At 72.7% G+C, this 21,677-nt stretch carries 20 protein-coding genes; 18 read left to right on the top strand and 2 right to left on the bottom strand.

Annotated features, from left to right (window positions below):
* Positions 1–229 precede the first annotated feature (229 nt).
* Genes gatC through Q6350_RS15220 form a run of 4 tightly spaced genes read left to right on the top strand, consistent with a single transcriptional unit; the run spans position 230 to position 4,130 of the window.
* Positions 230–526 carry an Asp-tRNA(Asn)/Glu-tRNA(Gln) amidotransferase subunit GatC gene (gene gatC / locus Q6350_RS15235; RefSeq protein ID WP_304604442.1) on the top strand — a complete coding sequence of 99 codons (297 nt, stop codon included), beginning with the start codon at positions 230–232 and terminating at the stop codon, positions 524–526.
* 1 nt (position 527) lies between these two features.
* Positions 528–2,033: an Asp-tRNA(Asn)/Glu-tRNA(Gln) amidotransferase subunit GatA gene (gatA, locus tag Q6350_RS15230; RefSeq protein WP_305066643.1), complete on the top strand. Its 1,506-nt coding sequence runs from the start codon at positions 528–530 to the stop codon at positions 2,031–2,033.
* Between the two features lie 16 nt (positions 2,034–2,049).
* Positions 2,050–3,552: an Asp-tRNA(Asn)/Glu-tRNA(Gln) amidotransferase subunit GatB gene (gene gatB / locus Q6350_RS15225; RefSeq protein WP_171248358.1), complete on the top strand. Its 1,503-nt coding sequence runs from the start codon at positions 2,050–2,052 to the stop codon at positions 3,550–3,552.
* A 23-nt stretch (positions 3,553–3,575) separates the two neighbouring features.
* On the top strand, positions 3,576–4,130 hold the full coding sequence (locus tag Q6350_RS15220; RefSeq protein WP_369810825.1) for a GNAT family N-acetyltransferase: 555 nt from the start codon (positions 3,576–3,578) through the stop codon (positions 4,128–4,130).
* A gap of 42 nt (positions 4,131–4,172) precedes the next feature.
* Here the strand turns inward: Q6350_RS15220 and Q6350_RS15215 are convergent, their stop codons facing one another.
* Positions 4,173–5,546 (bottom strand): deoxyribodipyrimidine photo-lyase, encoded by a 1,374-nt coding sequence (locus tag Q6350_RS15215; RefSeq protein ID WP_305066640.1) that lies wholly within the window; start codon positions 5,544–5,546, stop codon positions 4,173–4,175.
* A gap of 158 nt (positions 5,547–5,704) precedes the next feature.
* Here Q6350_RS15215 and ilvD (Q6350_RS15210) point away from each other — a divergent pair, with 158 nt between their 5' ends.
* The 10 genes from ilvD (Q6350_RS15210) to ilvC all read left to right on the top strand — a co-directional run bounded on the left by ilvD (Q6350_RS15210) (position 5,705) and on the right by ilvC (position 17,398).
* A complete protein-coding gene (gene ilvD, locus Q6350_RS15210; protein ID WP_305066639.1) occupies positions 5,705–7,567 on the top strand; it encodes a dihydroxy-acid dehydratase in 1,863 nt (620 codons plus the stop codon).
* Positions 7,568–7,569: 2 nt separating this feature from the next.
* Positions 7,570–8,121 (top strand): GNAT family N-acetyltransferase, encoded by a 552-nt coding sequence (locus tag Q6350_RS15205; RefSeq protein ID WP_305066638.1) that lies wholly within the window; start codon positions 7,570–7,572, stop codon positions 8,119–8,121.
* Entirely contained in the window at positions 8,118–9,833 is a 1,716-nt protein-coding gene (ilvD, locus tag Q6350_RS15200; RefSeq protein ID WP_304604436.1) for a dihydroxy-acid dehydratase, read from the top strand. The genes Q6350_RS15205 and ilvD (Q6350_RS15200) overlap by 4 nt, the downstream gene beginning before the upstream one ends.
* A gap of 66 nt (positions 9,834–9,899) precedes the next feature.
* The gene (locus tag Q6350_RS15195) at positions 9,900–11,225 is read left to right on the top strand and encodes a VOC family protein (protein WP_304606890.1); all 1,326 of its coding nucleotides are present in this window, start codon (positions 9,900–9,902) and stop codon (positions 11,223–11,225) included.
* Positions 11,218–11,538 (top strand): 4a-hydroxytetrahydrobiopterin dehydratase, encoded by a 321-nt coding sequence (locus Q6350_RS15190; protein ID WP_304606891.1) that lies wholly within the window; start codon positions 11,218–11,220, stop codon positions 11,536–11,538. The genes Q6350_RS15195 and Q6350_RS15190 overlap by 8 nt, the downstream gene beginning before the upstream one ends.
* An 88-nt stretch (positions 11,539–11,626) precedes the next feature.
* Entirely contained in the window at positions 11,627–12,595 is a 969-nt protein-coding gene (locus Q6350_RS15185) for an ABC transporter ATP-binding protein (protein WP_305066636.1), read from the top strand.
* Positions 12,595–13,680, top strand: a complete 1,086-nt coding sequence (locus tag Q6350_RS15180; RefSeq protein WP_305066635.1) for an ABC transporter permease subunit — start codon at positions 12,595–12,597, stop codon at positions 13,678–13,680. The genes Q6350_RS15185 and Q6350_RS15180 overlap by 1 nt, the downstream gene beginning before the upstream one ends.
* Before the next feature lie 262 nt (positions 13,681–13,942).
* Positions 13,943–15,766, top strand: a complete 1,824-nt coding sequence (locus tag Q6350_RS15175; RefSeq protein ID WP_304604431.1) for an acetolactate synthase large subunit — start codon at positions 13,943–13,945, stop codon at positions 15,764–15,766.
* 4 nt (positions 15,767–15,770) lie between these two features.
* On the top strand, positions 15,771–16,292 hold the full coding sequence (ilvN, locus tag Q6350_RS15170; protein WP_304604430.1) for an acetolactate synthase small subunit: 522 nt from the start codon (positions 15,771–15,773) through the stop codon (positions 16,290–16,292).
* A gap of 77 nt (positions 16,293–16,369) precedes the next feature.
* The gene (gene ilvC, locus Q6350_RS15165) at positions 16,370–17,398 is read left to right on the top strand and encodes a ketol-acid reductoisomerase (RefSeq protein WP_304604429.1); all 1,029 of its coding nucleotides are present in this window, start codon (positions 16,370–16,372) and stop codon (positions 17,396–17,398) included.
* A gap of 185 nt (positions 17,399–17,583) precedes the next feature.
* Here the strand turns inward: ilvC and Q6350_RS15160 are convergent, their stop codons facing one another.
* On the bottom strand, positions 17,584–18,015 hold the full coding sequence (locus Q6350_RS15160; protein ID WP_304604428.1) for an NUDIX hydrolase: 432 nt from the start codon (positions 18,013–18,015) through the stop codon (positions 17,584–17,586).
* 187 nt (positions 18,016–18,202) lie between these two features.
* Between Q6350_RS15160 and Q6350_RS15155 the strand changes: the two genes are divergently transcribed.
* The 4 genes from Q6350_RS15155 to Q6350_RS15140 all read left to right on the top strand — a co-directional run bounded on the left by Q6350_RS15155 (position 18,203) and on the right by Q6350_RS15140 (position 21,577).
* Positions 18,203–18,787: an ASCH domain-containing protein gene (locus Q6350_RS15155; protein ID WP_304604427.1), complete on the top strand. Its 585-nt coding sequence runs from the start codon at positions 18,203–18,205 to the stop codon at positions 18,785–18,787.
* A 12-nt stretch (positions 18,788–18,799) separates the two neighbouring features.
* A complete protein-coding gene (locus Q6350_RS15150) occupies positions 18,800–19,198 on the top strand; it encodes a VOC family protein (protein WP_171247277.1) in 399 nt (132 codons plus the stop codon).
* 67 nt (positions 19,199–19,265) lie between these two features.
* Positions 19,266–20,309, top strand: coding sequence for a 3-isopropylmalate dehydrogenase (locus Q6350_RS15145; RefSeq protein WP_171247276.1), 1,044 nt, complete (start codon positions 19,266–19,268; stop codon positions 20,307–20,309).
* 137 nt (positions 20,310–20,446) lie between these two features.
* On the top strand, positions 20,447–21,577 hold the full coding sequence (locus tag Q6350_RS15140) for a branched-chain amino acid aminotransferase (protein ID WP_171247275.1): 1,131 nt from the start codon (positions 20,447–20,449) through the stop codon (positions 21,575–21,577).
* The last annotated feature ends 100 nt before the right edge of the window (positions 21,578–21,677 follow it).

Here is a 21,677-nt window from a genome sequence, read left to right as displayed (position 1 = left end):
GTACTGCCCTGGAGACGGGGTGGGAGAGTAGGACGCCGCCGGACACCCTTCACAGCAGGCCCCCCACCACAGGTGGGGGGCCTGCTGCATTTCCCCACCGCGCTGGACCGCCATCCCCCGAGCGTCGACCACCGAGCCGCCGGCCGGACCGCGGACCAGGGACATGGTTCACACGTCCGGTGGTCCCCACGTCATCGGGGCGTCACGTCGGCCCACTAGACTGGCGGCCATGTCCACCATCTCCCGTGACGAGGTCGCGCGTGTCGCCGCGCTGGCGCGGATCGAGCTGCGCCCAGACGAGCTGGACCGCCTCGCCGGCGAGCTCGACGTGATCGTCGAGTCCATCGCCAAGGTGAGCCAGGTCGCGACCCCCGAGGTCCCCGCGACGAGCCATCCGCTGCCCATGTCCAACGTGTTCCGTGCCGACGAGCCGCAGCCGGCCCTGCCGGTCGACGACGTGCTCGCCGCCGCGCCGGAGGCCGAAGACGGCCGGTTCGCGGTGCCGCAGATCCTCGGGGAGGAGTGAGATGACGGACCTGACCCGACTCTCGGCCGCCGATCTGGCCGAGAAGCTGCGCCACCGCGAGGTCACCAGCGTCGAGGCGACGCAGGCCCACCTCGACCGCATCGCCGCCGTCGACGGCTCGGTGCACGCCTACCTGCACGTCAACGCCGACGAGGCGCTGGCGACGGCCCGCGACGTCGACGCCCGCCGGGCGGCCGGCGAGGAGCTGCACCCGCTGGCGGGTGTGCCGATCGCCGTCAAGGACGTCGTCGTCACCCAGGGCATGCCGTCGACCGCCGGCTCCAAGATCCTCGAGGGCTGGGTGCCGCCGTACGACGCCACCCTGGTGGAGAAGATCCGTGAGGCCGGGCTGCCCATCCTGGGCAAGACCAACATGGACGAGTTCGCCATGGGCTCCTCCACGGAGCACTCCGCCTACGGCAACACCCACAACCCCTGGGACCTCGAGCGGATCCCCGGTGGTTCGGGCGGTGGTTCGGCCGCCGCGGTGGCGGCGTTCACCGCCCCCCTGGCCATCGGCACCGACACCGGCGGGTCCATCCGCCAGCCGGGCGCCGTGACCGGCACCGTGGGCGTGAAGCCGACCTACGGCGGCGTCTCCCGCTACGGCCTCATCGCGCTCGCCTCCAGCCTCGACCAGGCCGGCCCCGTGACCCGGACCGTGCTGGACTCGGCGCTGCTGCACGAACTCATCGGCGGGCACGACCCGCGCGACTCGACCTCCATCCCGGAGCCGCTGCCGCCGCTCGTCGAGGCCGCGAAGCAGGGCGCGCTCGGCGACCTGTCCGGCGTGAAGGTCGGCGTGGTCAGCCAGCTGCAGGGCGAGGGCTACCAGGCCGGCGTCCAGACGCGCTTCGAGGAGTCCCTGGACCTGCTGCGGCAGGCGGGTGCCGAGGTCGTCGAGGTCTCCTGCCCGCACTTCGAGTACGCGCTCGCCGCCTACTACCTGATCCTGCCCGCCGAGGCCTCCAGCAACCTGGCCAAGTTCGACGGCATGCGCTTCGGCCTGCGGGTCGAGCCCGAGGAGGGCCCGGTCACCGCCGAGCGCGTCATGGCGGCCACCCGCGGCGCCGGGTTCGGCGACGAGGTCAAGCGACGCGTCATCCTGGGCACCTACGCCCTCAGCGCGGGCTACTACGACGCCTACTACGGCAGCGCGCAGAAGGTGCGCACGCTCATCCAGCGCGACTTCGACGAGGCGTTCGCCCAGGTCGACGTCCTGGTGTCCCCGACGGCGCCCACGACGGCGTTCAAGCTCGGCGAGAAGCTGGACGACCCGCTGGCGATGTACCTCAACGACGTCGCGACCATCCCGGCGAACCTGGCCGGCATCCCCGGCATCTCGGTGCCGAACGGCCTGTCGGACGACGGGCTGCCGGTCGGGTTCCAGGTGCTGGCACCGGCCAAGGCCGACGACCGCCTGTACCGTGTCGGCGCCGCCCTGGAGTCCGCCCTGGAGAAGTCCTGGGGCGGCCCGCTGCTCGACCGCGCGCCCGAGCTCGGCTGACGGACCCACGAAGGAGATGACTGTGACCCAGCTGGTCGACTACGCCGACGCGGTCCGACGGTTCGACCCGGTGCTCGGCATCGAGGTGCACGTCGAGCTCGGCACCCGCACCAAGATGTTCTGCCCGGCCGAGGTGTCCTTCGGGGGCGCCCCGAACACCCAGACGACTCCGGTCAGCCTCGGCCTGCCCGGTGCGCTGCCCGTGGTCAACGGCACCGCCGTCGAGTACGCGATCCGGATCGGCCTGGCGCTGAACTGCCAGATCGCCGAGTCCTGCCGGTTCGCCCGGAAGAACTACTTCTACCCGGACGTCCCGAAGAACTTCCAGACCTCCCAGTACGACGAGCCGATCGCGTTCGACGGCTGGCTCGACGTCGAGCTGGAGGACGGCACCATCCACCGGGTCGAGATCGAGCGTGCCCACATGGAGGAGGACGCCGGGAAGAACACGCACGTCGGCGGTGCCGCGGGACGCATCCACGGCGCCGACTACTCCCTGGTGGACTACAACCGAGCGGGGATCCCCCTGGTCGAGATCGTCACCAAGCCGATCACCGGCGTCGGTGACCGGGCCCCCGAGGTGGCACGCGCCTACGTGCAGGCGCTGCGGGACATCTTCCGGGTCCTCGACGTGTCCGAGGCGCGGATGGAGCGCGGCAACGTGCGTGCCGACGTCAACCTCTCCCTGCGGGCGACGCCGGACGCCCCGCTCGGCACCCGGACCGAGACGAAGAACGTGAACTCGTTCCGCTCGGTCGAGCGGGCCGTGCGCTACGAGGTGTCGCGTCAGGCGGCGATCCTGGACGCGGGCGACACCGTGATCCAGGAGACCCGGCACTGGCACGAGGACACCGGCATCACCACCTCCGGGCGCGTGAAGTCCGACGCCGAGGACTACCGGTACTTCCCCGAGCCGGACCTCGTCCCGGTCGAGCCGTCGCGCGAGTGGGTCGAGGAGATCCGCGCGGGTCTGCCCGAGCTGCCGCAGGCGCGGCGCCGCCGGCTGCAGGACGAGTGGGGTTACGCCGACGCCGAGATGCGCGACGTCGTCAACGCCGGAGCGCTCGACCTCATCGAGGCCACGATCGCGGCGGGCTCCAGCCCCGCCGCGGCGCGCAAGTGGTGGATGGGTGAGCTCGCCCGCCGTGCCAAGCAGGACGAGGTCGAGCTGGCCGAGCTGTCCATCACGCCGGCCCAGATCGGCGAGCTGCAGGGGTTGATCGACTCCGGCCGGATCAACGACAAGATCGCCCGCCAGGTCCTCGACGGGGTCCTCGCCGGCGAGGGCGACCCGGAGCAGGTCGTCGCCGCGCGCGGTCTGGAGATCGTCTCCGACGACGGTGCGCTGCTGTCCGCGATCGACGAGGCGCTGGCCGCCCAGCCGGACGTCGTCGAGAAGGTCCGCGGTGGCAACCAGGGTCCGGTCGGCGCGATCATCGGCGCGGTGATGAAGTCGACGAAGGGCCAGGCGGACGCCAAGCGCGTCCGTGAGCTGGTGCTGGAGAGGATCGGGTCGTGACACCCCCCGTGCTGCCCGGCGAGATGGTCCGGCTGCGTCCGATCCAGGCCCCCGACGCCGAGCGGCTCTGGGAGTCGCTGCACGACCCGGAGGGCATGCGCCTGACGGGGACGACGGCGAGCTTCACCCGGCAGCAGATCGACGACTGGGCGGCCACGGTCGCCGACCGCGACGGCCGGTTCGACTGGGCCATCACGCCGGCCGCGATGCGCGACGGCGAGCTCGTCAGCGACGACCTGATCGGGGAGATCGTCCTCAACGACATCGACCCGGTCAGCCGCAGCGCCAACCTGCGCCTGCAGATGCTCCCGGACTACCGGGGCCGCGGCTACGGTCGGGAGGCGATCGAGCAGGTGCTGCGGTTCGCCTTCGACGACGGTCCGGACGGGCTGCGGCTGCACCGCGTCGGGCTGGACGTGCTCAGCATCAACCCGCGGGCCAAGGCGCTCTACGCCTCGCTCGGCTTCGTCGAGGAGGGGCGGCTGCGTGACGCCTACCGCGACGGGGACGACTGGTCCGACGCGATCGTCATGAGCATCCTCGAGGACGAGTACCGCGCGATGGTCCGCGGGTCCTGAGCGCGGCGCCACGCCAGACGACCGGCCGCCTCCGGCGGGGTCTCACCTGCCCCGCTGGAAGTCGTCGAGGCTGACCTTGCGCTCGTGCGCGTGGTCGACCAGAGGCGCCGGGTAGTCGGCCGGCGGGGTGTCCAGCTTCCAGGGCTGGTGCACCCGCCGGCCGGCCACCTCGCGCAGCTCGGGCACCCAGCGGCGCACGTACTCGCCGTCGGGGTCGAACTTCTCGCCCTGGGTGACCGGGTTGAAGATGCGGAAGTAGGGCGCGGCGTCGTGCCCGGTGCCCGCGACCCACTGCCAGTTGAGCTGGTTCTGGGACACGTCGCCGTCCACCAGGTGCGCCATGAAGTGCTCGGCCCCGCGCTGCCACCGCACGTGCAGGTCCTTGACGAGGAACGACGCCACGACCATCCGTACCCGGTTGTGCATCCAGCCGGTGGCGAGCAGCTGCCGCATCCCGGCGTCGACGAACGGGTAGCCGGTCCGTCCCTCCGTCCAGGCCGTCAGCCACTCGGTCTCCTGCTCGCCCCGTGTCCAGGCGTCGTCGGGCACGACGGCGCGCAGCGAGCGGGTGCGGGCGTCCGGCCGGTGGTACAGCACGTCGGCGTGGAACTCCCGCCAGGACAGCTCGGAGCGGAACGTCGCCACGGCCTCGGAGGGGGCGCCGTCGGACTGGGCCGCGGCGAGGTCGGCGAGCATCGTGCGCGGGTGGATCTCGCCCCAGCGCAGGTGCACCGACATCGCCGAGGTGCCGGCCAGGTCGGGTCGGTCCCGCGCGGTGGGGTAGTCCGCCAGCCCGTCGTCCAGGAAGTCCCGCCACCGCCGTCGGGCCGCCTCCTCGCCCGCGCGGGGCAGTCGCGCCGTCGGCTCGGGGGAGTGCGGGAGGCCCTCGCCGGGCAGGTCGGCCCACGGGATCTGCCGGGGCCGGTGCACCGGCTCCCGCCAGCCGTGCTCCAGCCAGGCCCGACGGAACGGGGTGAACACCTGGTACGCGCCGCCGCTCTGCGTGAAGAGTCGACCGGGGGCCACGGCGTACGGGGACCCGGTGCGCACCAGCGGGACGCCCGGACCGTCCAACGCGGCGGCCACCTCGTCGTCGCGTCGTCGGCCGTACGGCTCGTAGCCGGCCGCGGCGTGCACCTCGGCGGCACCGGCCTCGCGCACCACCCGTGGCACGACGTCGACGGGGTCGCCGCGTCGCACCACGAGCCGTCCGCCGCAGGCCTCGTCCAGGGCGCGCAGCGACTCGCGCAGATAGGCGAGCCGGTTGACGCCGGCCCGGCGCCACAGGACGTCGTCCAGGACGTAGAGGCCGACGACGGCGGAGTCGTCGGCCCGCGCGGTCTCCAGCGCGGCCAGCAGGGCCGGGTTGTCGGCCAGGCGCAGGTCGCGCCGGAACCACATCACGGTCGTGGGCATGCGGCCACCGTACGGTGCCCGTCCCGTCGGCGCCGGGGGAGCGGCGGGCCCGGTGACCAGCACGCGGGACGGGCGTCCCAGCATCCGGCACGACGGCGTACGCTGCCCAGGCACGTCGCTCACGGTGCGTCCGTGAGCCGGTCCGAAGGAGCATGCAGATGAGCCGCCCCCTGCGTTCGCGCACGTCCACCCACGGCCGCAACATGTCCGGCGCCCGCGCCCTGTGGCGCGCCACCGGCATGGGCTCGGAGGACTTCGGCAAGCCGATCGTCGCGATCGCGAACTCCTACACCCAGTTCGTCCCGGGGCACGTGCACCTCAAGGACATGGGCGATCTCGTCGCGGGCGCGATCCGCGAGGCCGGAGGAGTCGCCAAGGAGTTCAACACCATCGCCGTGGACGACGGCATCGCGATGGGCCACGGCGGCATGCTCTACTCGCTGCCCAGCCGCGACCTCATCGCCGACTCGGTGGAGTACATGGTCAACGCGCACTGCGCGGACGCGCTGGTGTGCATCTCCAACTGCGACAAGATCACCCCGGGCATGCTCAACGCGGCGCTGCGGCTGAACATCCCCGTCGTCTTCGTCTCCGGCGGGCCGATGGAGGCCGGCAAGGCGGTCGTCGCCGACGGCGTCGCGCGGACGAACCTCAACCTCGTCAACGCGATCAACTACGCGGCGGACGAGAACGTCTCCGACGAGGCGCTGGCGAAGGTCGAGGAGAACGCCTGCCCGACCTGCGGCTCCTGCTCGGGCATGTTCACCGCGAACTCGATGAACTGCCTCACCGAGGCGCTCGGGCTGTCGCTGCCGGGCAACGGCTCGACGCTGGCCACGCACGCCGCGCGCAAGGAGCTGTTCCTCGAGGCCGGGCGCACCGTCGTCGAGCTGGCGAAGCGCTACTACGACCACTCCGACGACACCGCGGCGCCACGGGGGATCGCCACCAAGGAGGCGTTCGCCAACGCGATGGCGCTCGACGTCGCCATGGGCGGGTCGACCAACACCGTGCTGCACGTGCTGGCCGCCGCGCAGGAGGCCGAGGTCGACTTCACGCTGCGCGACATCGAGGAGATCTCGCGGCGGGTGCCGTGCCTGAGCAAGGTCGCCCCCAACCACCCGAACTTCCACATGGAGGACGTCCACCGGGCCGGTGGCATCCCGGCACTGCTCGGCGAGCTGCACCGTGGCGGGCTGCTGGAGAAGGACGTCACCAGCGTGCACACCCCGACGCTGCAGGAGTGGCTGGACGACTGGGACGTGCGCGGCGGGAAGGCCACCGAGCAGGCCACCGAGCTGTTCCACGCCGCTCCGGGCGGGGTGCGCACCACCCAGGCCTTCTCGACCGAGAACCGTTGGGAGTCCCTCGACACCGACGCCGCCGAGGGCTGCATCCGCGACGTCCAGCACGCCTACACCGCCGACGGCGGTCTGGCCGTGCTGCGCGGCAACCTCGCCGAGGACGGCGCCGTGTTCAAGACCGCCGGTGTCGACCCGGACGTCTTCCACTTCACCGGTCGGGCGCTCGTGTGCGAGTCGCAGGACGAGGCGGTCGACAAGATCCTCACCAAGCAGGTCGAGCCCGGGCACGTCGTGGTGGTGCGCTACGAGGGTCCCGCCGGCGGTCCCGGCATGCAGGAGATGCTCTACCCCACCTCGTTCCTCAAGGGCCGCGGGCTGGGCAAGGTCTGCGCGCTCATCACCGACGGCCGGTTCTCCGGCGGGTCGTCCGGCATCTCCATCGGGCACGTCTCCCCGGAGGCGGCTGCGGGCGGCGTCATCGGCCTGGTCGAGGACGGCGACGAGATCGAGATCGACGTCGAGTCCCGCTCCGTGCGCCTGAACGTCTCCGACGAGGTGCTCGCCGAGCGCCGCGCCGCGATGGAGTCCTCGGCGACCCCGTGGCAGCCGAAGGACCGCGACCGGTACGTCTCGCCGGCCCTGCGGGCCTACGCCGCCATGGCGACGAGCGCGGACAAGGGCGCGGTGCGCGACGTCGACCTCGTCGCGCGGCGCTGAGCGTGCGGGTCGTCGACCTCTCCGCGGCCGACGTCGACGCCGTCCAGCGGCTGCTCGCCGACGACGGCGGGTACGCGCGGCGTGTCTCCGGGCGTCCGCCGAGCCGTCAGGACGCGGTCGACGCCCTCACGTCGCGTCCGCCGGGCACGACGCCGGACGCCAAGAACGTCCTCGGGATCCTCGACACCACGGGTGTCCTCGTGGGGCTGGCCGACGTGATCCGCGGCTGGCCCACCGCCGACCAGGCGCACCTGGGCCTGCTCGCGATCGCCGCGAGCCGGCACCGCCAGGGGCTGGGCCGGGCGCTCCACGCGGCGGTCGAGGAGCGTGCGGGGACGTGGCCGGAGGTCGTCCGGCTGCGGCTCGGCGTCGTCGACACCAACCGTGCGGCGGCGGAACCGTTCTGGCGTGCCCTGGGGTACGCGCCGACCGGCGAGTCGGCGCCGTTCGTCTCCGGGAGCGTGCGGACCCGGGCGCGCATCTGGGTCCGTCCGGTCCCGCGCCGGGAGACCGCTGGGCCCCGTGCCGCCGTCGGCCCTAGCCTGAGGGCATGACGAGCACCGACGCCGGAACCACCCCCGACCTGAAGCCCCGTTCCCGTCAGGTCACCGACGGTCTGGAGGCCACCGCCGCGCGCGGGATGCTGCGCGCCGTCGGCCTGGGGGACGACGACTTCGCCAAACCGCAGATCGGCGTCGCGAGCTCGTGGAACGAGATCACGCCCTGCAACCTGTCGCTGGACCGGCTCGCCGGTGCGGTGAAGAACGGCGTGCACGCGGGCGGCGGGTACCCGCTCGAGTTCGGCACGATCTCCGTCTCGGACGGCATCTCGATGGGCCACGAGGGGATGCACTTCTCGCTGGTCTCCCGGGACGTCATCGCCGACTCCGTCGAGACGGTCATGCAGGCCGAGCGCCTGGACGGCTCGGTGCTGCTGGCCGGCTGCGACAAGTCCCTGCCCGGCATGCTCATGGCGGCCGCCCGGCTGGACCTGGCCAGCGTGTTCCTCTACGCGGGCTCGATCATGCCCGGCTGGGTCAAGCTCTCGGACGGCACCGAGAAGGACGTGACGATCATCGACGCCTTCGAGGCGGTCGGGGCGTGCTCGCGGGGGCTGATGTCCCGCGAGGACGTCGACCGCATCGAGCGGGCCATCTGCCCGGGCGAGGGCGCCTGCGGCGGGATGTACACGGCGAACACCATGGCCTCGGCCGCCGAGGCGCTGGGCATGTCCCTGCCGGGGTCCGCGGCCCCGCCGTCGGCCGACCGGCGGCGGGACACGTTCGCCCACGCCTCCGGCGAGGCGGTCGTGGAGATGCTGCGCCGCGGCATCACCGCGCGCGACATCCTGACCAAGCAGGCGTTCGAGAACGCCATCGCCGTGGTCATGGCGTTCGGCGGGTCGACCAACGCCGTGCTGCACCTGCTCGCCATCGCCCACGAGGCCGACGTCGAGCTCACCCTGGAGGACTTCGACCGCGTGGCGAGCCAGGTCCCGCACCTGGGCGACCTCAAGCCGTTCGGCCGCTACGTCATGAACGACGTGGACCGCATCGGCGGGGTCCCCGTGATCATGAAGGCGCTCCTGGACGCCGGTCTGCTCCACGGCGACTGCCTCACCGTGACCGGGCGCACCGTGGCCGAGAACCTGGCTGACATCGCCCCGCCCGACCCGGACGGCAAGATCCTGCGTGCCCTGGACGCCCCGATCCACCCGACCGGCGGCATCACGATCCTGCACGGGTCGCTCGCCCCGGACGGCGCCGTGGTCAAGAGCGCCGGGTTCGACTCCGACGTCTTCGAGGGCACGGCGCGGGTCTTCGAGCGGGAGCGGCACGCCCTCGACGCGCTGGAGGACGGCACCATCACGGCCGGGGACGTCGTCGTCATCCGCTACGAGGGCCCGAAGGGCGGCCCGGGCATGCGCGAGATGCTCGCCATCACCGGCGCGATCAAGGGCGCGGGGCTCGGCAAGGACGTCCTGCTCGTCACCGACGGCCGGTTCTCCGGCGGCACCACGGGCCTGTGCGTCGGGCACATCGCCCCGGAGGCCGTCGACGCCGGGCCGATCGCGTTCGTGCGCGACGGCGACCGTATCCGCCTGGACGTCGCGGCCAAGACGCTCGACCTGCTCGTCGACGCCGACGAGCTGGCCGCCCGGCACACCGACGACTGGCGGCCCGTGCCGCACGGCTACACCCGCGGGGTGCTCGCCAAGTACACGAAGCTCGTGCAGTCCGCGTCGAAGGGTGCCGTGCTCGGCTGAGGACGCGCGAGCTGCCCCCGACCACGGCACGGTAGGTGGATCGCACCGGCCACCGCGGGAGGGACCATGGCCACCGAGTCCGACGAGATCACCCCGGACGCCTTCGAGAAGGCCGACGCCACCGGGCACTGGCGCGTGCTGTCGCACGGCGCCTGCGCACTGTTCCGCGCTACCGCACCGGGGGCGGGGGCCGTGCTGCTCGAGGACATCAAGGTGCTCGCCGACGCCGCGAACCACCACCCCGACGTCGACCTGCGCCCCGACGCCGTCGTCGTGCGGTGCGTCTCGCACGACGTCGGCGGACTGAGCCGCCGCGACGTCGCCCTCGCGCAGGACATCTCGGCCGCGGCCGAGCGGGTGGGCCTGACCCCCGACCCGGCCGCGCTGCGGGACGTCGAGCTGACCATCGACGCCACCGACCGCGAGCGCGTCATGCCGTTCTGGGAGGTCGTGCTCGGCCACCGCCGGGCCGGTGACGAGGACCTGCTCGACCCGGACGCCCGGTGGCCCGGCGTGTGGTTCCAGCAGATGGACGAGCCCCGGCCGCTGCGCAACCGGCTGCACCTGGACGTCTTCGTCCCGCACGACGACCGACCCGCGCGCGTGCAGGCGGCGCTCGCGGCGGGCGGCCGGCTCACGACCGAGGAGTTCGTCCCGCACTGGTGGACCCTCGCGGACCCCGAGGGCAACGAGGCCGACGTCGAGGCGTGGGAGGGCTTCGAGGAGGATCTCCCCGAGGGCCTGGTCTCCCCGGACGCGTTCCGCGCCGCGGACGGGGTGGACGACTGGCGCGTCCTGCAGGGGGCGTGCGCGCGCTACGTGACCGGCGGGTTCGACGCCGGGGTCGACCTCGCGGCGACCGCCCAACGCCTCGCCGACGACGCCGGGGTGCGGCTCTCCACGGACCTGCGCCTCGGCCACGTCACCTTCCGCGTCGGCGCCCCCGAGGACGGCTGGATCGACGACGCCGCGCTCGACCTGGCGCGCCGGATCCAGGCCGCCGCCCGTGAGGCCGGTGTGGAGCCGGACCCGGGTGCCCTGCGGGACCTCCAGCTCACCTTCGACGCCCTCGACGTCGACGCCGTGCGCCGGTTCTGGGCCGCGGCCCTCGGGTACGCCACCCGGGAGGACGCCGACCTGTACGACCCGCTGCTGCGTGGCCCGTCCGTCTTCATCCAGCAGATGGACGCACCCCGCGAGCAGCGCAACAGGATCCACGTCGACCTGTTCGTCCCGGCGGACGTGGCCGACGAGCGGGTCGCCGCCGCGGTGGCCGCCGGGGGGCGGGTCGTGTACGACGCCGAGGCGCCGCTGTGGCGTACCGTCGCGGACCCGGAGGGCAACGAGATCGACATCGCCGTCTCGATCGGAAGGGACCAGGACCATGAGTGACCGCATCACCCCCGCGCAGTTCCACGACGCCGCCGGGACCGAGGACTGGCAGGCGCCCGAGGACGGGCCGGCGACCGCGACGTTCCGCACCGGTGCCTTCACCACCGGGGTGCGGCTGGTCGAGGAGATCGGGGAGCTGGCCGAGGCCGCGAACCACCACCCGGACGTCGACCTGCGGTACGCCACCGTCGTCGTGCGCACGATGTCCCACGACATCGGCGGGCTCAGCGATCGGGACGCCGCGCTCGCGGCCCGGATCTCGGAGGCGGCGCGCGAGCTCGACATCCCCGCCGACCGACCGTCGTCCGGCTGAAGGAACCGCGAGGGACCTGTCCCGGGTGCCCGCCGGGCCGCTATGCTCCGCAGCACACCCGGCGTCCGTCCAGGTGGGAGCGGTCGGCGTGGCCCGCGGGGCCACCGGGAGGCATGTGGTGATCGACGGCGAGCTGGCGGTCGAGACGTGCGGTTTGCGCAAGTCGTTCCGCACCCTGCGGGGGCCTCGGGTCGGTGTCGAGAACCTGGACCTGCGGGTCCCCCTCGGAGGCGTTCACGGGTTCCTCGGCCCGAACGGGTCCGGGAAGACCACGACGATCCGCATGCTGCTGGGTCTGGCCCGTCCCGACCGGGGCACGGCCACGATCTTCGGTCACGAGGTGCCGCGGCACCTGCCCGACGTCGTGGGAAGGGTCGGTGCGATCGTCGAGAGCCCCCGTTTCTTCCCGGCCTTCACCGGGCGGTCGAACCTGCAGCTGCTGGCCGACGCCATCGGCACGCCGCGCGGCCGGGTCGACGCGGTGCTCGAGGAGGTCGGTCTCAGCGGCCGCGCCGGGGATCCCTACCGGACCTACTCGCTGGGCATGAAGCAGCGGCTGGCCATCGGCGCGACGCTGCTCAAGGACCCCGACCTGCTCATCTTCGACGAGCCGACCAACGGGCTCGACCCGGCGGGCATCCACGAGATCCGGCGGACCATGCGGGACCTGGCCGACCGCGGCAGGACGGTGCTGGTCTCCAGCCACATCCTCGCCGAGGTCCAGCAGGTGGCCGACACGGTCTCCATCGTGGCCCGCGGACGGCTGATCGCCGAGGGCCGGGTCGCCGACCTCGTGTCCGGGCAGGCCGGGGCCGCGGTGCGGGTCGGGCTCGCGCCCGACGAGGTCGCGGTCGCCGCGAGCGTGCTCGGCGCCCGCGGGCTGTCGGTCGAGCGCGACGGTGCGGCGCTCGTCGTCGAGGGTGCCGAGGCGGCCGCCGTGAACCGGATGCTCGGCGAGCAGGGGGTGTGGGCCCGTGAGCTCGCCCCGCGGCAGGTCGACCTGGAGTCGGTCTTCCTCGGGCTGACGCAGGCCGAGACGGCGGGGGAGAGCGTCTGATGCGACTGGTCCGGGTCGAGCTGCGGCGACTGTGGATGCGCCGCGTGACGTGGGGTGGGCTGCTGCTGGCGCTCGTGGTCGCGGGGCTCGCCGTCGTGACCCAGGTCGGCGCGGCGCAGCCGCCGTCGGCGCAGGAGATCGCCCAGGCAGAGCAGTTCTACGCCGACCAGGTCGAGTGGTGGCAGGAGAACGGCGCGCAGGAGACGGCCAGCTGCCGGGAGGCCCAGGCGGCCGAGCCGGGTGCCGACTACGGGTGCGACCGGCTGGAACCCCGGCTCGAGCAGTTCCTGCCGTCGAGCTCGACCTTCGTGTCGCACGAGACCTCCGGCTCCTCGGCGACCGGCGGGCTGACCGGGACGGAGACCGCCGCCGCGGCCGTCTCGGCAGAGGTCGCCGCCGTGCAGGAGTCCCTGTGGTCGGGCTGGTCGAGCCTCTCCGCCGCCGCGCGGAGTGCCGCGCCGGCCTTCCTCATGCTGGCTTTCGTCGTCGGCGTCAGCTTCGTCACGGCGGAGCAGCGCACGGGGGCGCTGGGGCTGTGGCTGACCTTCGAGCCCCGCCGCTCGCGGGTCTACGGGTCGAAGGCGGCCGCCGCCGCGCTGGGGACGGCGCCGCTGGTCCTCGGGGGCTGGCTGGCCACCGTCGGTGGCCTCTACGCGCTGCACGCCGCCGCCGGGACCCTGGGGACGGTGTCGGGGGCCGACTGGGCCGAGATCGCTGCGTTCTCGGGGCGGCTGCTCCTGGCCGGGGCGCTGTGCGCCGCCGCGGGCGTCGCCCTGGGGGTGCTGCTGCGCCACGCGGCCTCGGCCATCGGTGGGGCGGCGCTCCTGCTGTGGGCGAGCGCCGGTTTCGCGTTCACGCTGGGGGCCGCGCAGCGCTGGCTGCCGGTGCTGAACCTGGACGCCTGGCTCCGGGGCGGCGCGATCTACCAGTACCCCGCGAGGGCGGCCGACCCGTCCGGGGAGGCTTCGGTCCCGTGGCTGACGGGCGTGGTCGACGGTGTGCACGGGGGTCTGTACTGGCTGGCGGTCGTGGCCGTGCTGACGCTCGTCGCCGGTGCCGTGTTCCGCCGGCGTGACCTCGACTGACCGACCCCGGTCCCGGCGGCGTCCCATCATCTGGGACGTTCCGACCAGCGCGTGACATCCGCGGCCCGACGGCGTAACGTGCGTCACGTGCAGACGATCATCCTTGTAGTACTTCCTGGGCGCGCCGGCTGAGGCCACGTTCCGGACTTCGTCAGCGCGCTCACCCCTCGTTCGTCCCCCTTGTGGTCGGGACCGAGGGGTTTTTCATTGCACAGAGACACCCCACACACCCCAGATTCCGTTCCAGCGGCAGGAGAGACCGATGGGCCAGCCGAACCCGACACCCGCCCACGTGGCAGCGCGCACCGCTCCGCGCCCGGTCGAGCACCGGGTCGAGGAGCAGGTCACGGGCGCGCAGTCGATCGTCCGGTCGCTCGAGGAGATCGGCGTCGACACCGTCTTCGGCATCCCCGGCGGTGCGATCCTGCCGACCTACGACCCGCTGATGGACTCCCAGAAGCTGCGGCACATCCTGGTGCGCCACGAGCAGGGCGGCGGGCACGCGGCGTCCGGGTACGCCCACGCCACCGGGCGGGTCGGGGTGACGATGGCGACCTCGGGCCCCGGGGCGACCAACCTCGTCACGCCGCTGGCCGACGCCAACATGGACTCCGTGCCGATGGTCGCGATCACCGGTCAGGTCGCCGGCCCCGCCATCGGGACGGACGCCTTCCAGGAGGCGGACATCGTCGGCATCACGATGCCGATCACCAAGCACTCCTACCTGGTCAAGGACGCCGACGACATCCCGCGGACCATCGCCGAGGCCTTCCACATCGCCTCGACCGGTCGTCCGGGTCCCGTGCTGGTCGACATCGCCAAGTCCGCGATGCAGGCCCGGACGACGTTCTCCTGGCCGCAGCAGCTGACGCTGCCGGGCTACCACCCGGTGACCAAGCCGCACGCCAAGCAGATCCGGGAGGCCGCCAAGCTGCTGGCCACGGCGCGTCGCCCGGTGCTGTACGTCGGCGGCGGGGCCGTGCGTTCCGGGGCCGCGGCCGAACTGCGCCGCCTGGTGGACGTCTCGGGCGCGGCGGTGGTGACCACGCTGATGGCCCGGGGTGCGGTCCCCGACTCCCACCCGCAGCACCTGGGCATGCCGGGCATGCACGGCACGGTGCCCGCCGTGGCCGCGCTGCAGAAGGCCGACCTCATCGTCGCCCTCGGCGCCCGCTTCGACGACCGGGTCACCGGCAAGCTGTCCAGCTTCGCCCCGCACGCGGCGATCGTCCACGCGGACATCGACCCGGCCGAGATCGGCAAGAACCGCGCCGTCGACGTGCCGATCGTCGGCGACCTGCGCGAGGTCGTCGCCGATCTGGTGCCCGCCCTCGAGGCCGAGCACGACAAGGTCGGCAGACCCGACATCGAGGCGTGGTGGCACCAGATCGACACCTGGCGTGAGACCTACCCGCTCGGTTACAGCTCCACCGACGACGGTCACCTGGCTCCCCAGTCGGTGATCTCCCGGCTCGGCGAGCTCGTGGGCCCCGACGGGATCTACGTGGCGGGCGTCGGCCAGCACCAGATGTGGGCCGCCCAGTTCATCCGCTACGAGCGCCCCAACACCTGGATCAACTCCGGCGGGCTCGGGACCATGGGGTACTCGATCCCGGCGGCGATGGGGGCCAAGGTCGGCGAACCCGACCGCGACGTGTGGGCGATCGACGGCGACGGCTGCTTCCAGATGACCAACCAGGAGCTGGCCACCTGCGCGATCAACGACATCCCGATCAAGGTCGCGCTGATCAACAACAGCTCGCTCGGGATGGTCCGCCAGTGGCAGACCCTCTTCTACAACGAGCGGTACTCCAACACGGACCTGCACACCGGCCACGGCACCGCCCGCATCCCCGACTTCGTCAAGCTCGCCGAGGCCTACGGCTGCGTCGGCATCCGCGTGGAGCACGAGAACGAGGTCGACGCCGCGATCAAGAAGGCCCAGGAGATCGACGACCGGCCCGTGGTGGTCGACTTCACCGTCTCGCGGGACGCGATGGTGTGGCCGATGGTCGCGGCCGGGGTCAGCAACGACGACATCCAGTACGCGCGGGGCATCTCGCCGGCCTGGGAACGAGAGGACTGAGCCGATGAGCCGTCACACGTTGTCCGTGCTGGTCGAGGACAAGCCGGGTGTCCTGACCCGCGTCGCCGGGCTCTTCGCCCGTCGCGCGTTCAACATCCAGTCCCTGGCGGTGGGCCCGACCGAGCACGAGGAGATCTCGCGGATCACCGTCGTGGTCGACGTCGAGGACCACCCGCTGGAGCAGGTCACCAAGCAGCTCAACAAGCTGGTCCACGTCATCAAGATCGTCGAGCTCGACCCGGAGGCGTCCGTCCAGCGCGAGCTCCTGCTCGTCAAGGTCAAGGCGGACCCGACCACCCGGTCGGGGGTGCTCGAGGTCGTCGAGCTCTTCCGGGCCAAGGTCGTCGACGTCGTGCCCGACACGGTCGTCATCGAGGCCACCGGGACCGGGGCCAAGCTCGAGGCCCTCCTGACCGCCCTCGAGCCGTACGGCATCCGCGAGATCGTCAAGTCCGGGACCCTCGCCGTCGGGCGCGGGTCGCGATCCATCACCGACCGGGCGCTGGAGCGGGTCCGCAGCGCCTGAGACGCCTGCGCCCCGCCACCCCGTGCCTGCCAGAATCCCCCTGACGCGTCACACCCTGAAGAAAGAGGAGCACCACCGTGGCTGAGATGTTCTACGAGGATGCCGCCGACCTGTCCATCATCCAGAGCAAGAAGGTCGCCGTCATCGGCTACGGCAGCCAGGGCCACGCCCACGCGCTGAACCTGCGCGACTCGGGTGTCGACGTCCGCGTCGGCCTGCGCGACGGCTCGTCGTCGGCCGCCAAGGCCGAGGAGCAGGGCCTGAAGGTCCTGCCCGTGGCCGAGGCCGTCGCCGAGGCCGACGTCGTCGTCATCCTGGCCCCGGACCAGGTCCAGCGGGACCTGTACCGCGACGAGATCGCCCCGAACCTGCGGGACGGCGCCGCCCTGGTCTTCGGCCACGGCTTCAACATCCGCTTCGGCTACATCAAGCCCGAGGCCGGCCACGACGTCTTCATGGTCGCCCCCAAGGGCCCCGGCCACCTCGTGCGCCGCGAGTACGTCGACGGCCGTGGCGTGCCGGTCATCGTGGCCGTCGAGCAGGACGCCTCGGGTACGGCCTGGGACACCGCGCTGTCCTACGCCGCCGGCATCGGCGGCCTGCGCGCCGGGGGCATCAAGACCACGTTCACCGAGGAGACCGAGACCGACCTGTTCGGCGAGCAGGCCGTGCTGTGCGGCGGCGCCTCCCAGCTCGTCCAGTACGGCTTCGAGGTGCTCACCGAGGCCGGCTACCAGCCCGAGGTCGCCTACTTCGAGGTGCTGCACGAGCTGAAGCTCATCGTCGACCTGATGGTCGAGGGCGGCATCGCCAAGCAGCGCTGGTCCGTGTCCGACACCGCGGAGTACGGCGACTACGTCTCCGGGCCGCGCGTGATCTCGCCCGAGGTCAAGCAGAACATGAAGGCCGTGCTCGCGGACATCCAGTCGGGTGCCTTCGCCGAGCGCTTCATCGCCGACCAGGACGCCGGCGCCCCGGAGTTCACGGAGCTGCGGGCCAAGGCGGAGAACCACCCGATCGAGGCCACCGGCCGCGAGCTGCGCAAGATGTTCTCGTGGATCAAGCCGGCCGACTCCGACTACACGGAGGGCACCGCCGCTCGCTGACAACCACCCTGCGTCAGCGATCGACGTGAGCGGCCGTCGCCCCCACCCCGGGGCGGCGGCCGCTCGCACGTCCGACCCGACCCCGGGCCACCACCCCGTGCCGAGTCAGGGCGGTTGCCCGCGAGGCAGGAGTACTCCTGCCGAGTCAGGACGGCTGCTGCCGAGTCAGGGCGGAACTCAGCGAGTCAGAGGGCTCCGGCCCAACCCAGTCCGATGTCGACGAGGTCGACCCGCGGAAGGTGCGCCACGGCGTCGAGCGGGTGCCACGCCACGTCGTCGGTGGAACCGTCCTGCTCGACGGTGAGCGACCCCCCGACCACGCGGGCCCGGTACACGACGCGGATGCCGTGCAGCGGGTCGACGTCCGGGTCGTCCTCGAAGCCGATGAGGTCCTGGGGTTCCACCACGTGGCTGTCCACGCCGAGCAGGCCGTCGAGCTCGACGTCGTACCCGGTCTCCTCGCGCACCTCGCGCACGGCCGCATCCTCCGGGTGCTCGCCCGGGTCGATGCCGCCGCCGGGCAACGTCCACCCCGACCGTCCCGTCGCGGACCAGTGCGGCAGGAGCACCTGACCGTCGTCGATGATCACGGCGTAGGCCGCCACCCGAAGGAACATGCCGAGATCCTGGCAGATCGCGGCCCCGCTCGGGGGCGGCGGAGGCCTGGTTCACCGCGTTCCGTCCTGACCGGACGGGAACCGTCCTGACCCGTCGAGTTCCGTCCTGACCCGCCGAGATCCGTCCTGACTCGCGGGAGGCGGGGTGGGGGCGCGGTGGACCGGCGGCGGTGGCAGGATGTCCCGCATGACGGACGACGGCGCCTTCACCGGCCACGACGCACCCCCGCCCGAGGCGGCCGCCACGGCCGACCAGGGTCCGCAGCTGGACGACGTGGCCCAGGCCGAACGGATCACGGCCTTCTGGGACACCGCCCGGCCCAGTGCCGGCCGGACCAGCCACGGCGGAGCCGTGGGGGAGCGGTCGGAGAACGTCGTCCCGCCGCCGGCCTGGGCGTTCGGCGACTCGCCGCGGCTGGCCGACGAGCTGCTCCGTCTGGTGCTCGTCGGGACGAAGACGGCGACGGCGTCGCTCGTCGTCGAGTACGAGGACGCCGGGGAACCCGAGCCCCGCAAGGGGGACCTGTCGATCCTGCTCGACGGGGCGGGCGAGCCCCGGGCGCTGATCCGGACCACCCAGGTCGACCGCGTGCCGTTCGGCGAGGTCACCGCGGAGCACGCCTGGCGTGAGGGCGAGGACGACCGGACGCTGGAGTCCTGGCGCACCGAGCACGAGCGCTACTGGCGCCGCACGCTGGCGGGCACCGCCCACGAGTTCGACCCGTCGCTGGAGGTCCTGTGCGAGCGGTTCAAGGTCCTCTACTCCGAGTGAGGTGATCGCGACATGCCGCTGCGCTGGTACTCGACCGTCGTGGAGTCCACCGACCCGCGTGCCCTGGCGGGCTGGTGGGCGGAGGCCCTGGGATGGGAGTTCGCCTACGAGTCCGACGAGGAGTGCGTCCTCGTCCCGCCCTGGGCCCGGGAGCTGGGCAGGAGCCTGACCTTCCACCAGACGCCCCCGGGGATGGTGTTCGTGCGTGTGGAGCACGAGAAGTCGTCGAAGAACCGCCTGCACTGGGACTTCGCGCCGCACACCAGCGACGACCGCGACGCCGAGATCGACCGGCTGGTGTCGCTCGGGGCGACGCGGATCGACGTCGGGCAGCCGGCGGACGCGTCGTGGACGGTGCTGGCGGACCCCGACGGCAACGAGTTCTGCGTGCTGTCCTCGCGGGAGATGTAGCTCGCGTCCTGTCCGCATGTTGAGACGCGCGTCCGCATGATGGCGTGCCCCCGCGTAGTATCGGCGCATGACGCGCAACATCGATCTGGCCGTGGTGGCAGGGGACGGTATCGGTCCCGAGGTCGTCGAGCAGGGTCTCACCGTGCTCGACGCGGCGCTGACCGGCGCCGACGTCAAGGTCTCGACGACCGAGCTCGACCTCGGCGCCCGTCGCTGGCACCGCACCGGCGAGACCCTCACCGACGAGGACCTCGCGCGCATCACGGACCACGACGCCATCCTGCTGGGCGCGATCGGCGACCCCTCGGTGCCGTCCGGCGTGCTGGAGCGCGGTCTGCTGCTCAAGCTCCGGTTCGCCCTCGACCACTACGTCAACCTGCGGCCCGGCAAGCTCTTCCCCGGCGTCACCAGCCCGCTGGCCGACCCGGGCGACGTCGACTTCGTCGTCGTCCGCGAGGGCACCGAGGGTCCGTACGTCGGCAACGGCGGGTCCGTCCGCACCGGGACGCCCCACGAGATCGCCACCGAGGTGTCGGTCAACACCGCGTTCGGTGTCGAGCGGGTCGTCCGCGACGCCTTCGCCCGTGCCCAGGCGCGCCCCCGGAAGCACCTGACGCTGGTGCACAAGCACAACGTGCTGGTGCACGCCGGTCACCTGTGGCGGCGCACCGTCGAGGCCGTCAACGCCGAGTTCCCGGACGTCACCACCGACTACCTGCACGTCGACGCCGCGACGATCTTCCTGACCACGAACCCCTCGCGGTTCGACGTCATCGTCACCGACAACCTCTTCGGCGACATCCTCACCGACCAGGCCGCGGCGATCACCGGCGGCATCGGGCTGGCCGCGTCCGGCAACATCAACCCCGACCGCACCACGCCCTCGATGTTCGAGCCGGTGCACGGGTCCGCCCCCGACATCGCGGGCCAGGGCAAGGCCGACCCGACGGCGACGGTGCTGTCCGTGTCCCTCCTGCTCGACCACCTCGGGCTGACCGAGCAGGCCCGCCGGGTCGAGGCCGCCGTGGCGGCCGACCTCGCCGAGCGGGGCGACCGGGTACGGTCCACGGCGGAGGTCGGGCGCGAGCTCGCCGCGCGCGTCGCGGGCTGACCCGCCGGATCAGCCGCCCGGGATCCGCACGGCTCCGGGCGCGCGAGGGGGTCGGCGCAGGGGCGGCGCCGCACGGGGTCCCACGATGCCGAGAGTCGTGGGACCCTACAGGGGTTACCTGGTGAAAGGCCTCTGATATGACCACGACCTCGCACAACGTGCTCCCCGAGGAGCTCGAGGACCTCGTCGCCCTGTTCGACGTCCGCGGCACCGACGAGCCCACCCCTGACGCCGAGCGCGAAGAAGCGCTCGCGGCACCCCGTTTCGGCACGGTGTTCACCGACCACATGGCCCGGGTGTCCTGGCGGCAGGAGGACGGCTGGCTCGACCGGCGCGTGGAGAAGTACGGTCCGCTGCAGCTCGACCCCGCCACCGCCGTCCTGCACTACGCGCAGGAGATCTTCGAGGGCATGAAGGCGTACAAGCACGCCGACGGGTCGGTGTGGACCTTCCGGCCCGAGGCGAACGCCGACCGGTTCGCGCGCTCGGCGCACCGGCTCGCGCTGCCCGCCCTGACGGTGGACGACTTCATCGGCTCGATCGCCGCGCTGGTGCGGACCGATCGCGCCTGGGTCCCCGGCGGGGAGGACTCGAGCCTCTACCTGCGCCCCTTCATGTTCGCCTCCGAGCCGTTCCTCGGCGTCCGGCCCGCCGCCGAGGTCGAGTACCTGTGCATCGCCTCGCCCGTCGGCCCGTACTTCGCCGGCGGCGTCAAGCCCGTCTCGATCTGGGTCTCCCAGGACTACCACCGGGCCGGGCCGGGCGGTACGGGCAACGCCAAGTGCGGCGGCAACTACGCCGCCAGCCTGCTGCCGCAGACCGAGGCGCAGCAGAACGGCTGCGACCAGGTGTGCTTCCTGGACGCCAGCACGAACTCCTACCTCGAGGAGCTCGGCGGCATGAACATCTTCGTGGTGATGGACGACGGGACCGTCCACACCCCGGAGCTGACCGGTTCGATCCTCGAGGGGATCACCCGCAAGTCCATCCTGCAGCTGGTGGCGGACCGCGGCCACGAGGTCGTCGAGCGGAGGATCTCCCTCGCCGAGATCGAGGCGGGCCTCGCCGGCGGCAGCGTGCGGGAGATGTTCGCCTGCGGCACCGCGGCGGTGGTGACGCCGGTGGGTCGTCTGGCCAGCAGCAACTTCGACCACACCGTCGCCGACGGTGAGCCGGGCGAGCTGACCATGGCGATCCGCAGCGAGCTCACGGACATCCAGTACGGGCGGGCGCGGGACCGGCACGGCTGGATGCGCCGGCTGGCCTGACCGCTCCACGACGAGGGGGGGGGGGGGGGGCGGCGCCCCCCCCCCCCCCCCCGCGCGGCGCCCCCCCGGCGGGGGCGCCGGCCCCCCCCCCGGCCGCGGG

It is taken from the genome of Isoptericola sp. b515 (genome assembly GCF_030588125.1).
Lineage (GTDB): Bacteria > Actinomycetota > Actinomycetes > Actinomycetales > Cellulomonadaceae > Isoptericola > Isoptericola sediminis.
Note: the sequence above shows the minus strand (reverse complement) of the source record. Positions and strands in the feature narration are given on the sequence as shown.

Bases quoted from the DNA above. Each gene is read 5' to 3' on its own strand.
- gatC (WP_304604442.1), top strand. From the start codon at position 230: ATGTCCACCATCTCCCGTGACGAGGTCGCGCGTGTCGCCGCGCTGGCG.
- gatA (WP_305066643.1), top strand. From the start codon at position 528: ATGACGGACCTGACCCGACTCTCGGCCGCCGATCTGGCCGAGAAGCTG.
- gatB (WP_171248358.1), top strand. From the start codon at position 2,050: ATGACTGTGACCCAGCTGGTCGACTACGCCGACGCGGTCCGACGGTTC.
- Q6350_RS15220 (WP_369810825.1), top strand. From the start codon at position 3,576: ATGGTCCGGCTGCGTCCGATCCAGGCCCCCGACGCCGAGCGGCTCTGG.
- Q6350_RS15215 (WP_305066640.1), bottom strand. From the start codon at position 5,546: ATGCCCACGACCGTGATGTGGTTCCGGCGCGACCTGCGCCTGGCCGAC.
- ilvD (WP_305066639.1), top strand. From the start codon at position 5,705: ATGAGCCGCCCCCTGCGTTCGCGCACGTCCACCCACGGCCGCAACATG.
- ilvD (WP_304604436.1), top strand. From the start codon at position 8,118: ATGACGAGCACCGACGCCGGAACCACCCCCGACCTGAAGCCCCGTTCC.
- Q6350_RS15195 (WP_304606890.1), top strand. From the start codon at position 9,900: ATGGCCACCGAGTCCGACGAGATCACCCCGGACGCCTTCGAGAAGGCC.
- Q6350_RS15190 (WP_304606891.1), top strand. From the start codon at position 11,218: ATGAGTGACCGCATCACCCCCGCGCAGTTCCACGACGCCGCCGGGACC.
- Q6350_RS15180 (WP_305066635.1), top strand. From the start codon at position 12,595: ATGCGACTGGTCCGGGTCGAGCTGCGGCGACTGTGGATGCGCCGCGTG.
- Q6350_RS15175 (WP_304604431.1), top strand. From the start codon at position 13,943: ATGGGCCAGCCGAACCCGACACCCGCCCACGTGGCAGCGCGCACCGCT.
- ilvN (WP_304604430.1), top strand. From the start codon at position 15,771: ATGAGCCGTCACACGTTGTCCGTGCTGGTCGAGGACAAGCCGGGTGTC.
- Q6350_RS15160 (WP_304604428.1), bottom strand. From the start codon at position 18,015: ATGTTCCTTCGGGTGGCGGCCTACGCCGTGATCATCGACGACGGTCAG.
- Q6350_RS15155 (WP_304604427.1), top strand. From the start codon at position 18,203: ATGACGGACGACGGCGCCTTCACCGGCCACGACGCACCCCCGCCCGAG.
- Q6350_RS15150 (WP_171247277.1), top strand. From the start codon at position 18,800: ATGCCGCTGCGCTGGTACTCGACCGTCGTGGAGTCCACCGACCCGCGT.
- Q6350_RS15145 (WP_171247276.1), top strand. From the start codon at position 19,266: ATGACGCGCAACATCGATCTGGCCGTGGTGGCAGGGGACGGTATCGGT.
- Q6350_RS15140 (WP_171247275.1), top strand. From the start codon at position 20,447: ATGACCACGACCTCGCACAACGTGCTCCCCGAGGAGCTCGAGGACCTC.